General features: G+C 62.3%; 11 protein-coding genes. 4 read left to right on the top strand and 7 right to left on the bottom strand.

Translation table 11 applies throughout. From position 1 onward, the window contains the following. Positions 1-28 precede the first annotated feature (28 nt). Positions 29-238, bottom strand: a complete 210-nt coding sequence (locus OVA24_RS20520; protein ID WP_267672038.1) for an RNA-binding protein — start codon at positions 236-238, stop codon at positions 29-31. Between the two features lie 92 nt (positions 239-330). Here OVA24_RS20520 and OVA24_RS20515 point away from each other — a divergent pair, with 92 nt between their 5' ends. Beyond that, positions 331-1,389 carry a tRNA dihydrouridine synthase gene (locus OVA24_RS20515; protein ID WP_267672037.1) on the top strand — a complete coding sequence of 353 codons (1,059 nt, stop codon included), beginning with the start codon at positions 331-333 and terminating at the stop codon, positions 1,387-1,389. Here OVA24_RS20515 and OVA24_RS20510 read toward each other — a convergent pair. Together OVA24_RS20510 and OVA24_RS20505 are read right to left on the bottom strand one after the other, a co-directional pair. Next, positions 1,364-2,050, bottom strand: a complete 687-nt coding sequence (locus OVA24_RS20510; protein ID WP_267672036.1) for a hypothetical protein — start codon at positions 2,048-2,050, stop codon at positions 1,364-1,366. The genes OVA24_RS20515 and OVA24_RS20510 overlap by 26 nt on opposite strands. 78 nt (positions 2,051-2,128) lie before the next feature. Further along, positions 2,129-3,544, bottom strand: a complete 1,416-nt coding sequence (locus OVA24_RS20505; RefSeq protein WP_267672035.1) for a sulfatase family protein — start codon at positions 3,542-3,544, stop codon at positions 2,129-2,131. 154 nt (positions 3,545-3,698) lie between these two features. Between OVA24_RS20505 and OVA24_RS20500 the strand changes: the two genes are divergently transcribed. Further along, positions 3,699-5,117 (top strand): sulfatase family protein, encoded by a 1,419-nt coding sequence (locus tag OVA24_RS20500; RefSeq protein ID WP_267672034.1) that lies wholly within the window; start codon positions 3,699-3,701, stop codon positions 5,115-5,117. Here OVA24_RS20500 and OVA24_RS20495 read toward each other — a convergent pair whose 3' ends face one another. Next, positions 5,118-6,194: an aldo/keto reductase gene (locus OVA24_RS20495; RefSeq protein WP_267672033.1), complete on the bottom strand. Its 1,077-nt coding sequence runs from the start codon at positions 6,192-6,194 to the stop codon at positions 5,118-5,120. Positions 6,195-6,264: 70 nt separating this feature from the next. Next, positions 6,265-9,273, bottom strand: a complete 3,009-nt coding sequence (locus OVA24_RS20490) for a discoidin domain-containing protein (protein ID WP_267672032.1) — start codon at positions 9,271-9,273, stop codon at positions 6,265-6,267. Positions 9,274-9,423: 150 nt separating this feature from the next. Here OVA24_RS20490 and OVA24_RS20485 point away from each other — a divergent pair, with 150 nt between their 5' ends. Next, a complete protein-coding gene (locus tag OVA24_RS20485) occupies positions 9,424-9,867 on the top strand; it encodes a VOC family protein (protein WP_267672031.1) in 444 nt (147 codons plus the stop codon). Positions 9,868-9,875: 8 nt separating this feature from the next. Here OVA24_RS20485 and OVA24_RS20480 read toward each other — a convergent pair whose 3' ends face one another. Both OVA24_RS20480 and OVA24_RS20475 read right to left on the bottom strand, forming a co-directional pair. Continuing rightward, complete coding sequence (locus OVA24_RS20480; protein ID WP_267672030.1) at positions 9,876-10,787, bottom strand: MJ1477/TM1410 family putative glycoside hydrolase; 912 nt, start codon at positions 10,785-10,787, stop codon at positions 9,876-9,878. Beyond that, a complete protein-coding gene (locus tag OVA24_RS20475) occupies positions 10,784-11,527 on the bottom strand; it encodes a hypothetical protein (protein WP_267672029.1) in 744 nt (247 codons plus the stop codon). The genes OVA24_RS20480 and OVA24_RS20475 overlap by 4 nt, the downstream gene beginning before the upstream one ends. A gap of 42 nt (positions 11,528-11,569) precedes the next feature. Between OVA24_RS20475 and OVA24_RS20470 the strand changes: the two genes are divergently transcribed. Next, a complete protein-coding gene (locus OVA24_RS20470; protein WP_267672027.1) occupies positions 11,570-12,148 on the top strand; it encodes a hypothetical protein in 579 nt (192 codons plus the stop codon). The last annotated feature ends 50 nt before the right edge of the window (positions 12,149-12,198 follow it).

Raw genomic sequence — 12,198 nt, 5'->3', positions numbered from 1 at the left:
TGCGCCACCGATGAGGGGGGCGGGGGCTTTACTCGTGGTCGTCGGCCGTCGCCTTGATGTCTGTCAAAGCGGCGATGAAGTCCCCGAGAATCTCGGCAGGCACCATGATGGTATCACGATTCCCGCTCACGTCTTCGGTGATCTTCACGACCATGCCCCGCGAGTTCTGTTTCAGATCGAGAAAGAAGACCTTCCGATCAGCCAGAATTTTTTCCGTATGCAATAAATCGCTTTCCACTGGAACCTCCGTTGTCGTTTGATTTCAACACGACGATTGCGGGGCATTCTGCAAAGTCAATCCAATTCCCGTGCGGCGGGATGTGCCCGGAAATGATCGACTTTCTACCAAACGGCAGGCCGGCCCTGGTGTTGGCCCCGATGCAGGACGTGACCGACCTGCCCTTCATGCGCGTGCTGGCCCGGCGCGGTGCCCCGGACTGGTTCGTGACGGAGTACTTCCGCGTCCACCCGGACTCGAAGCTGAACGGCTACATCCTCCGCTCGATTGACGAGAACGAGACCGGGCGTCCGATCTTCGCCCAGATGATCGGGAGGGACATTCCCGCTTTGGTCAGGACGGCGGGGGAGCTGGCGCGGCATCCCATCGCCGGGATCGACCTCAACCTGGGCTGTCCGGCCCCCATCGTGTGCCGGAAGGATGCGGGGGGAGGGCTGTTGCGGGACCCGGAGATGGTGGACCGCATCATCGGGACGCTGCGTGACACGTTTCCGGGAAGATTCACCGTGAAGACGCGCGTCGGCTACCATGACGCCTCGGAATTTCCGGCGTTGCTCGAAATTTTCCGCCGCCACGCGATTGATGGCCTGACGATCCATGGCCGGACCGTGGGTGAGCGCTATGCCACGCCGGTGCATCCGGACTGCGTGCGGGCGGCGGTGGACACCATGACCTGCCCGGTGATCGCCAACGGCAACGTGGTGGATGTGGAGACGGGGCGGGCCTACCTGCGGAAAACAGAGGCCGCGGGACTGATGGTGGGACGGGGCGCGATCCGGAATCCGTGGATCTTCAGCCAACTGGCCGCCGCGTTCGATGGACTGGCTCCGATGATCCCCACCCGTCGCGACTTACTGGAATACATCCGGGACCTTTACGACGAGATGGCTCGGGAATCGATCCGCTTTGACCCCATGGGCCACGTCCAGCGGATGAAGCGGCCGCTGGTGTACATCAGCCACGGGCTGGATGAAACCTTCGAGCAGCAGATCCGCCGGGCGAAGACGCCGGAGGAGTTTTCCGCGATCTGCACCGCCCATCTGGACAATGATGAGCCGCTTCCGGCGAAGCCGCCGGTGGAGTCGAAGCTTTTCTGTGGATTCGAGGATCTGGCGGTGGACCGGCTCAGTGCTTCCGGCGGCGGATCGTGAGAAGCCCTGCTCCAGTCAGGCAGAGCAGTGCGTGGGACGCCTCCGGGACGGCGTTGAGTGTCACGTTGTCCAGCAGGTGGTAACGGGTGGCTCCCGTGTGGCCATCAGTGAAATAAAAGCGGAACTCGACCGGGGTGGAGATATTCTGGAATGCCGGCAGGCTTGAGAGGGTGATGACCCGGTTGGTGGGGGTCACCGCGTAGTTGCCGGAATTCGAACCGTCGTCATTGGTGAAAGTGTAGAGTGACTGCGAGAGGTCAGTGAAGCCCGTCACGCTGCTGAACACACGCACGGTGTAATTTCCACCCGTGGCAATGTTATTGAAGCCATAATCAAAGGAAAGGCTGTCCAGGCTGACGGGGGAAGACCCGGGGGTGAGGGTGAATGAAGCGAAACCGGTCGAGGTACTCCAGGCCGTGGGTGCGTTCGCGGCCGCGTACGTCAGGCGGTTGGTCACCGCCGTGGTCGGTGCGGGCGTGCCGGTGAAGGCGGATGCCGTGGTATCCGCGTCCAGATCGGAGGAAGTGAGCACCCCTCCGGTGAATTCATAGCTCGCGATGATGGCGGCGTCACACCAAGACGCCGCGCCAAGGAGCAGGCAGGATGCGAACCATCCGGAACCGGATCGGAAAAAAGCGGGGGAGGGTTTTTTCAGGTACATGGCTCCTACATGGGATCGGGAAATCCGTTGGTTCTCAAGCCTATTCTCCGGTGCGGGAGATGCGCTGATGGGGCCGGCTCAGGGCTTCCCGGGAAAGGCGGGCTTTCCGCTTTCGGCGGCCTTGAAGGCTTCCGGAGTGTCCAGCGAGGCACCGGGATCGCGCTGGTCGACCATCGAGAGGTCCAGTGCGGCGGAGAGACGGGCCTTGGTTTCCGCGTGGGCGGGGTCGGCCGCGAGGTTGGCGAGTTCGAAACGGTCCGCGGCGGTGTGGTAGAGTTCCTCGGCGGGACGGTGCAGGTAGCGCTCGACGAGGTGGAGGATGGCGGGACGCTCCGTGCTGTGGGAAAGCCAGGATCCCCAGTAGTTGTTCTCAAGGCCCATGAGGTGTTTCTCGATGTACGTGCGGTCCGGCCGGAGGTTGCGGATGTAACGCCAGTCGCCGTCGGTGATGCTGCGGATGGGGTAGGGTGGACCTTCGGGGTAGTTGTTGTGGAGGCCGTAGGCGCGGTCGCGGTGGCGGTTGGCGGTTCCCTTGAGAACCGGGAGGAAGCTGGTGCCATCGAAGGCGGCGTTGTCCGGCTTCGCTCCGGCGAGGTCGATCAGGGTGGGGACGACGTCGGCATATTGGACGACGGCCGGAGTGCGGCTTCCGGCGGCGATGCTGCCGGGGAGCCGGGCGACGAGGGAGGTGTGGAGACCGCTGTCCCAGTTCGTCCACTTGTGTCCCGGGAACTGGGCGCCCTGCTCGCTGGTGAAGAGGACGAGCGTGTTTTCCTCGAGGCCGGTATCATCCAGCAGGCGCAGCAGTTCGCCGACCTGGCCGTCCATGTAGGTGATCTCCGCCAGGTAGCTGGAAAAGGCCTCACGCGTGCGGGGCGTGTCCGCGAGGTTGGGCGGCAGCTTGATGGAGGCGGGCGGGTAGGCGGAAGCATCTCCCATCACCCACGGGACATGCGGTTCGGTCAGGGCTACGACGAGGCAGAAGGGTTGGTCTGGCTTTCGCGTGGTGAAGCTCCGGACGCCGGCGAGATCGTGCGGCCGGGTGGGGTTGCGGACGCAGTTCCCATCGAAGCCAGGGACGTCTTCAAAGGCGAAGACGGACGCGGGATTCACGTGGCTTTTTCCCGCGAGGCCGACGCGGTAACCCTGCTCTCCGAGGTGGTGGGTGATGCTGCGGGTGCCTTCGCGGGCGGGCGCGTGGTTCCAGGCGCAGCCGTTACGCAGCGGAAACCGTCCGGTGTACAGTTCGGAGCGGCTGGGGGCGCACATGGCCATGCTGAGGTAGGCGCGGTCGAAGACCATGCCTTGGCTTGCCAGGCGGTCCAGATGGGGCGTGCGGGAGTTCTCGCCACCGTGGAAGGAAAGATCGCTGTACGTGCAGTCATCCGCGATGATGACGAGGATGTTGGGGGGCTGTGGTTTCGGCTGCGCGTTGGCGGGCTGGAAGATGCAGAGGAGCGCTGCGACCGCGGTGATGGCGCGTGTGACGAACATGGAACAGGTGGGTTTGATGGGGGCGGATCGGCGGAAAGTGCCGTGAAATCCGCTGCGATTGCCATGGATGCAATCAGCGGGAGACAGGCAAAGGAAGGATATATGAAGGGCTTCCTTGCCTTGGGGCCGGGCATCCGGTCCAATCCGGATAGCCATGAAACCCGGAAAACTCCTGCTGTCGCTGCTTCTGTTCCCGTGGGTTGGTACCCTGCAGGCAGCACCGCCGAATGTCGTCATCATCTTCGCGGACGACATGGGCTACGGGGATCTGGGTTGCTATGGATCCACGAAAAACCGCACGCCGAACCTCAACCGCCTCGCCGCCGAAGGCCTGCGCTCGGAACGCTTTTATGTGGCACAACCGGTCTGCTCCGCATCGCGGGCGGCGCTGATGACGGGATGCTATCCCAGCCGGGTGGGAATCCAGGGAGCCCTGGGGCCGAAAGCGAAGACCGGGCTGAACCCGGAGGAAACCACCATTGCCGAGGTGGTGAAGCAGAAGGGATATGCGACCGCTGCGGTGGGCAAGTGGCATTTGGGGGATGCCGCCCCGATGTTGCCGCTGGACCAAGGCTTCGATCATTATCTGGGGCTGCCCTATTCGAACGACATGTGGCCGCTCCATCCGGAGGCGAACAAGCGGAGGGCGGCATTTCCTCCGCTGCCGTTGTTGGAAGACCGGGGCATGAAGATCCCGGAAGTGACGGCGGAGGAACAGAAACAACTGACCACCTGGTACACGGAGCGCGCGGTGGAGTTCATCCGCGGGAACAAAGCGAAGCCGTTTTTCCTCTATGTCGCCCACAGCATGCCGCACGTGCCCCTGTTCACCAGTGGCCGGAGCAAGTCACCGGAAGGGGCCTATGCCGATGTGATCGAAGAGATCGACTGGTCGGTGGGGGAGGTGATGGGTGCGTTGAAGGAAACGGGAGTGGACGGGAACACGCTGGTCATTTTCACCTCGGACAACGGACCGTGGCTGAATTATGGCGATCATTCCGGAGTGGCGACGCCGCTGAGGGAAGGCAAAGGAACGGTGTGGGAGGGGGGCGTGCGGGTGCCGTTCATCGCCCGATATCCCGGGAAAATTCCGGTGGGGACGGTGGGTCGGGAGCCGATGATGACCATTGACCTGCTGCCCACCATCGCCGGATTGGTCGGGGCGGAACTTCCCCCACGGAAGATTGACGGGATGGATGTTCTTCCTCTGCTCACCGGCAAGGCCGGGGCGAAGAGTCCCCATGACGCCTATTTCTTCTACTACAAGCAGAACGAACTGCACGCCGTGATGAGCGGGGACTGGAAGCTCTACCTGCCCCACCAGTACCGCACGCTCGGCGGAAAGCCGGGCGGCAGGGACGGCAAGCCGGTGCCGTATGAACAGCGGAACATCACCAGCCCTGAGCTCTATAACGTGGCCACGGACATCAGCGAGGAGAAGGATGTGGCAGCCGGGAATCCGGAGTTGGTGGAGCGGTTGCTCGCCCTCGCGGAAAAGGCACGGAAGGACCTGGGCGACTCCCTCACCGGCACGCGCGGGGAAGGTGTCCGTCCGCCGGGCAGGATGGAGTGATCACGCCGGGACGGGCGCGTTGGCGGAGATCAGCTTTTCCTTTTTCAGCGCTTCCCAGAACTCCGGCGGGATCTTCGCTTTCATCGACGCCATGTTTTCCTCCACCTGCTTCGGCGTGCGTGCGCCGGGGATGGTGGCGGAGACCACGGAAGGGGCTGCGGTGAACTGGAGGGCGGCGGTGCGCAGGTCGGTGTCGTAATTCTTCGCGATCTTCATCATTTTCTCCCGCGTTTCCTTGAAGCCCTCGGGAATGGTTCCGCCGTAGTCATAGCGGTCCAGCCCGGCGAGGAATCCGGCGTTGAGGGGTGCGCCGATGACCAGCGAGACGCCGTGCTTGTCACAGGCGGGAAAGAGGTTTTCCAACGCGTCCTCGTGCTTCATCAGCGAATACTGGGTGGCGGCCAAGAAGATGTCCGGATCGGAAATTTCCAGTGCCTTCAGGATCGGTTGCGGGCGGTTCACGCCGAAGCCCCATGCCTTGATGATGCCCTCATCCCGCATCTTGGTCAGTTCCGGCATTGCCCCCTTGGCGGCGATGTCGAAATATTCCGTCCACTTTTCCTTCATGTCCCCATTGTCCGGAGAAAGGTCGTGGATGAAGACGATGTCGATGGAGGAGAGACCCATGCGCTGGAGGCTGTCCTCAATCGAGCGGCGGGTTCCGGCGGCGGTGTAGTCGTATTTGTAGTTGAAACCCAAGTGGCCTTTCCACATCCCGTGCTTGAACTTCTCGTCCGGTGTCATCAGTCGGCCGATTTTCGTGGAAAGCACGAATTCGTCTCTCTTCTGTCCGTCGAGGAAGTGGCCGAATCGGCGCTCGCTGAGGCCCAGACCATACCACGGTGAGGTGTCGAAGAAGCGTACACCCGCCTCCCAGGCGGCGGCCATCGTTTCATCCGCCTGAGCATCCGGCGTGACGGCGAATCCGTTGCCGAGCGCCACGCCGCCCATACCGATCTTCACCGGTGTGCGGTAGTGCTTCCCGTCCGGGGATTTCTTTTCCGCTGCGGTGGAGCCTGCGGTCGCCGCCGCGGAGGCGAGCATGGCTGTGGTGAGGAATTTCCTGCGAGTGGTCATGGTATTCCACCCTAACCGCGTTCGGACCCCGCGCATTCCCGGTTTTTCCCGAAATGGGGTGAAGGCCGACTCAGCGGGTGGCCCTGAGGCGGTAGAAAAGCTTCGGCTCTCCTGCGGGCAGATCCCAGCGGCGGGTGAGCGTGCCGTCATTGTGGGGGATGTCCCCGGCCTCGCTGAAGGTCGCGGGATGCCAGCCGTCGGCGCGCAGGGAGGTCGTCCATTCCACAGTCAGTTCCGCATCATAGGCCTGGAGGTTGTGGAGTACTTCCAGGGTGGGGCCGGTAAGGAGGACCGGATCCTGGAAGGTCCTGTGAAGACCGGTGGAGGCGTGGTGGATCAGATCCGGTATCCGGTCGTTGTCCAGATCCCCGTCGGCGGGGCCGGTGTAGGCAAGGGGGATACGGTGGGTGTCCTGCGTGCCATCCAGGTCCGCGGCCATGTAGGCGAGGGACAGGTTCCACGCGGCGTTGAAGTTGGTCCATGGCTCCGGGTGGCGGAGAGCGGCGTCGGGGTTGTTGGGGAAATGTTCGCTGCCGGGGCCGGAACAGAGGGCACCGCGTGCGCTTTCCAGATAGGCGGCCTGCCCGGTGTAGAGCTGCGGCCAGCCGCGCTCCACGTCCGGAAAGCCTCCCGGTTTGCCATCCGCGAGGGTGACCGGTCTGCCGGGGGATGCGGCCCGGAGTGGATTCCTGCCGAAGAGGCAGTCGATGGCCGCCCAGGAAATCTGACGGAGGCGTTGTTGCTTCGCCGGGGCATGACCGAGCGTGGACGCGGCGGCGAGCGCGCAGGCGGGGAAGCCGGCGAGGTTTCCCGGCTCGTTCCATTTCTGGCTTGCCGCCGGGATCGACCAATCGGTGGTGTCATAGCGGCGGAAGTCATATCCATTCGCGGAACGGGCGATCATGATGTCCGCCCATTGCTCGATCTTCGCGGCGAGGCCGGAGGGGGCTTCAGTAGGATAAGTCCGGAGAAAATAGACGAGCCCCGGCATGGTCTTGTTTTCGGACATGCGGTGGCCCTTGGTCGTGCGCGGATCGTTCCAGTCGAGGTTGTCGATCAGCCATTGGGTCTGGGTTTTCGCGGCCTGCAGATAGATGGGGGCGTCCGGGCGTCCCTCCCTGAGGGCGACCTGATACATGAGGAGATTCGGCCAGATCGAGTGGGCCGGAGCGTGACGGCCCTTGAACGGGCTTTTGTCCACGGTGCCATACGTGGAAGCGTGCCAGAGGGGATCGATTTCCAGCGACGAGGGGTCGTCATCCGCCCGGGTGGTGGTGCCCATGCCGGACGATTTCCCCCACTCGGCGAAGGCGAAGTCGCGGACCTTGTCGTAAAAGGATTGGGGGAGCCACTCACGCAGGACCGGCCAGGCGTAGAGGATCCATGCCGCCCATTCCACGGTTTGGGAATGGATCTGCTCCGGACGCTCGTCGCCGGACCAATCCTTCGTCGCCGGGCGTTCGAGCGTCACGCCCATGCCGAAGTGGAGGATCTTCACCAGGTCCGGGGCATTGCTGCGGGGGGCGTCGTAGTTCTGGTAGTAGCGGCGGATCGCCGGGAGAAATCCGGCGCTGGCCGTCAGTTCCTTGTAGATGCCATCGAATGCAGGCGACAGGATGGTGGCCTTTTCCGCCTCCCAGTCGATCTCACGCGGAAGTGCCACCACCACGTCCCGCCGGGTGAGAAGCAGGTGCACGAGGGAAGGGATCTCAAAGGAATAATAGGTTCCGTCCCGCCACGGCGCACCTCCGAACGCGCTCGGGTGGGTGCCGATGACGCTCCGTGCGTCATTCATGAAGTGGATGGCGGGAGGCAGGTATTTCGTGCCGATGAGGTCGTCCAGGATCAGGAAAGGATCACTGGTCCCGGGGGCATTTCCCGCCGGTTCCACCCGCACCACATAGGGACCCGGTGCGGACGGTTCGAATCCGCTGAGATCCCCCAGATTACCCTGCACGGTGCCGGAAAACAGAGGCTCCACTGCAGTGGAAAGGGTGATATGGAACGGCGTCCCGTCGGGGCAGTTGATCGCGGTGAAACGCTTCGGTGCGCCATTCTGGAAGCCGATCTGGTTCAGTGCGACCGGCGTTGTCGGGTTCAGCACGGTGGGACCACCGACGAACAGGCCGAGATTCAGGGGAACCTGGGTGGATTCCCACAGCGTCAGCTCCCGTAGCCGGGAGAAGCCGCTGGCACCCAGTCCATCCGGGACGTAGCGGATGCGCCGTGTGGTCACCGGAGCGTTGAAGGTGACCCTCACGGCCTGGTTGGTGTTTCCCGTGACGACGCTGCCGGGGATGGTGGTCCAGACGCCATCGTGCTCGGACTCCAGGTGGAAGGCGGCATCCGCTGAACCGGAGGCCGCACCGCTGTGGACATGCGCCTCCGCCACGGTGAGGGGGAACGTGAGATCCACTTCGACATGCAGCGGACCGGCGGGAGAGGAAGGAGGCTGGGCGACGAGCCTCGAGTTGTCGCTTGCTTCGCCATCGACGGCGAAATTGGCGGAACCGGAATTCACGGAAGCGTGGGCGGTCGCCGGTTTTCCCAGCGCGAGATTGGCATAGGTCGGGTGCCAGACGGGCAGGTTATCCCCGGTCATACCGGTGAAAAGTGGCGTGGGATTCTCCCACAGCGCGACTTCGCGCACGCGGATGATGGTGGTATCCGCGACCACCAGGCGGACCTTTGTGGTGAGGACGGGAGCATCAAATTGGAAGACGATCCCCATCGAGCGGTTCGGTTCGATGGCGGCACCAGGAATGGGCTGCCAAGCCGTGCCGTTCCATCGTTGCAGCGAAAATGAGTTGATCGGGCTGCCCGCCTCGTTCTGGTAGCCTGAATAGATGTGGGCCTGCCTTAAGGTGGTGGAGGTCCCCAGATCGATTTCCAGCCAGTGCCCTCCGGCCGCCGCATCCGCGAGCCAGCGGGACGGATCGCCAAGGACGCCGTCCACCGCATTGGCCGCAGGGTAGCCCGCCCGTACGGAGTCCGCGGTCACCGGCTTTCCGAGGGCGTGGTTTGTCTGGGCGGAACACGGCAAGGCGGCCGCGAGAAGGAGGATGGGGATGGGTTTCATTGGAGGACTTCCAACGGTTCATCCTTTTCAGGGATGGACGGGGCGGCGGCGAGAGAAAATTCCATCGGCAGTGGGCGGAAAAAATCCGTCACAGATGTCCTGTGGCGGGATTCCCATTCGTCGCGATATTGAAACGAACCTCCAGAAACCATGACTACGGAATCCAAACATATCATCCAACCCTATTTGATGTTCGGCGGCAGGTGTGAAGAAGCGGTGGAATTTTACCGTGAACAGCTTGGCGCGCAGGTGCAGGCGATGCTGCGCTTCGAGGAAAGCCCGGAGCCTCCGCCGGAAGGAATGCTGCCGGACGGCTATGGGAAAAAGATCATGCATGCGGCTTTCCGCATCGGGGATTCCCTCCTGATGGCGTCCGACGGCTGCGGCGATGTGGAAAAAATCAGCGGCATTTCCCTTTCCCTCACCCTGCCGGATGAAGCGGCGGTGGACCGTGCCTTCGCCGCACTGTCAGAGGGCGGAAAGATCAACATGCCGCTGGGGGAAACCTTCTGGTCACCCCGCTTCGGCATGGTGGAGGACAAATTCGGCGTGAGCTGGATGGTCGGTGTCTGGACCCCGTGCCCGGAGGCCTGAGCGGTCCCTCAGCGACCGGAGGTCCCCAGCGTTTTCAGGTCACGGTCGGTGATGAGCCAGGTGAACCTCGCCCGCTGGTTCGACTCTCGGGCGAAGGTCATCGATTTTTCCCTCTCAGGATACTCGATCACCAGGACCGGTTTGCCGGTTTCCTGGAGCACTTTGAGGAAGCCCAGCACATAGTCGCTGTGGCTCGCCGGTTGCTTGCGGTCGTCCTCCGTGAACAGATCCTCGATGCCGACTCCACTGATCGTCGCGACGAAGTCAGGGTGGGCGAGCAACTGGGAACCGTTCTGCGGGACGACGAGTGCGGCCGGATTCTTTGCCCTAGCCTGCGCCGCCACCCGCTTCACCCAGTCCACCATGTCCCTGCGGTAGGACTGGCGGGTGGCGGGGTTCGGCCTGTCATCGATGAAGCGAGTGCCGTCTTTTTCGAATGCCTCGAAGCCGTCCACGATGTCGAGATAGACGCCGTCGAAGCCGGCGGCCATCGCCCCGTCCACAACTTTGAGCATGATCGCCTGCCACTCCGGATGCCAGTATGCGACGCGGAAGTTGCCTTTCCAATGGGGATTTTCCCCCAGCAACCATGCTGGCTTCGCTCCGTGGTTCCATTTTTCATCCCAATAGGATCGGTAGTCCTCCGCCTCCCCGATGGAAATGTAGGCGATCACTTTCCTTCCTTTTTTCCCCGCGCGGATCTCCCCGAGGTCTGCGGGTTCCCAGGCGGTTTCATTGTCGAAGCGGCTGTCGAGGACGATCCAGTCCCGCCCGGACGTCTCCAGTTGGCGGATGGCGGCTGCCTTGTCCGTGGCGAAGGAATCCGCCTGCAGGACATAGGCGAAGGAATCCGGGGCAGCCCGCAGTGGCAGAGCCGCCAGCAAGCCAGTGGAAATGCAGAGGAGGAGAGGCCTGATCACTTCTTCCTCATTGGTTCGGCGTTCCACACTTTCACGTCGTCGAAGTAGCCGTCCTTGCCAGCCACACCGAACTCGATCTTCGACTTGGTTTCATGCCCGATGCCGGGGGATTCGAAGTACGCCACACCCTTGCCATCGATGGATACCCGCATCGCGCTGCCCACCGTTTCCACGGTGAGATTGTACCATTTTCCCGCTTCCAGCTTGGCCGGGAATTTCACCTGATGGGCGGCGATGATCTTGTTGACCTCGTCCTTCTTCGACGGGTCGTTGCGCATCAGTTTCAACTCCTCGTTCTGGTTGCCGTCCCGCTCGTCCATGATGGTGATGCCATCCAGCCGGACCTGGGCGCGTGCCAGGTGGCCGTAGTGGGAACCCTTGTAGGCCCGGTCATCGAACTCCACATCCACCATGCTGGCTCCATCCAGCTTGATCCTCGCCTCGATGATACTGTCTTTCGTGGGGATCTCCAGCCCGTGGACGGCGGCGTGCGGTTTCACCTCCGGCTTGCCATCCGCGGCGGGGATGAGCTTGTCGCGGGTCTGGGTTCCTTTGAGCGCCCCATCTTCAACCGTGAAGGTTGCGACGACCTTGTGCCAGGGCTTCGCGAGTTCGGCCTTCGAGAAGTCTTCGGAGATCAGGAGATCCTTTTTCTCCGCAATGGGTTTCGAAGGGATCCGAGGAAGATCGGCTGCGATTACGGAGGTGGCCAGCAATGGAAGGGCGGCGAGGATTTTCATGGGTTGTGAGATGAAGGATGAACGACTGTTTGATTCTCGCCAATGAGGAAGTTGTGGCCTTCGGCAAAGGATGAAACCCTTGATGCGTGGAGCCGGGTTGTTGGTAAGTTGCGGATCCGGATGGCTCGCATGACGAAAGTGATGATCTGCACGGTGGTCCTATGCGCCGTGACTTGGGTGGCCCACTCACTGTGGTCATACGATGAGACCTTCAGTGACTCGGAGTTTTTTGATGAACGCCCTCCATCAGATCAGGATTCTGATGAATGGAGGGCGCTGGGCTGCGGGAGAGGCTTGGATCGGGTGGTGGAATCCGCCGTCGAAGGTGCGGTCGATGCAGCGGGAATCAAGGTCACGGTGTATATCGTGGGTGCCGAAGATCGGGTGAGTCTCGTATCTTGCCTGGAAAGCTCGGGTAAGGATCTTATCCCGGGATTCCCGGGTGATCATCGGTGGCAATATATCATCAACCGACTCTGCCCCGATCATTTGAGAATTTCAGATCGATCCAGACGAATCCAGTCGAGATATTGGCACCGGAGCCTGCCCGGATCCAAGAACCTCCTCATCGGGGATTCCCATTCCGGAATCTGCTACAAGGTGATGGATCGCGGTATGTGATCCGGGTTTTGGATCTTTCCTTGGTGTGATGGCTTTGTTAGAGAGCAACC

It is taken from the genome of Luteolibacter sp. SL250 (assembly GCF_026625605.1).
In the GTDB taxonomy this organism is placed as follows: Bacteria; Verrucomicrobiota; Verrucomicrobiia; order Verrucomicrobiales; family Akkermansiaceae; genus Luteolibacter.
Note: the sequence above shows the minus strand (reverse complement) of the source record. Positions and strands in the feature narration are given on the sequence as shown.

Coding starts and splice junctions, on each gene's coding strand:
- OVA24_RS20515 (WP_267672037.1), top strand. CDS start 331: ATGATCGACTTTCTACCAAACGGCAGGCCGGCCCTGGTGTTGGCCCCG.
- OVA24_RS20510 (WP_267672036.1), bottom strand. CDS start 2,050: ATGTACCTGAAAAAACCCTCCCCCGCTTTTTTCCGATCCGGTTCCGGA.
- OVA24_RS20505 (WP_267672035.1), bottom strand. CDS start 3,544: ATGTTCGTCACACGCGCCATCACCGCGGTCGCAGCGCTCCTCTGCATC.
- OVA24_RS20500 (WP_267672034.1), top strand. CDS start 3,699: ATGAAACCCGGAAAACTCCTGCTGTCGCTGCTTCTGTTCCCGTGGGTT.
- OVA24_RS20495 (WP_267672033.1), bottom strand. CDS start 6,194: ATGACCACTCGCAGGAAATTCCTCACCACAGCCATGCTCGCCTCCGCG.
- OVA24_RS20490 (WP_267672032.1), bottom strand. CDS start 9,273: ATGAAACCCATCCCCATCCTCCTTCTCGCGGCCGCCTTGCCGTGTTCC.
- OVA24_RS20485 (WP_267672031.1), top strand. CDS start 9,424: ATGACTACGGAATCCAAACATATCATCCAACCCTATTTGATGTTCGGC.
- OVA24_RS20475 (WP_267672029.1), bottom strand. CDS start 11,527: ATGAAAATCCTCGCCGCCCTTCCATTGCTGGCCACCTCCGTAATCGCA.
- OVA24_RS20470 (WP_267672027.1), top strand. CDS start 11,570: ATGAGGAAGTTGTGGCCTTCGGCAAAGGATGAAACCCTTGATGCGTGG.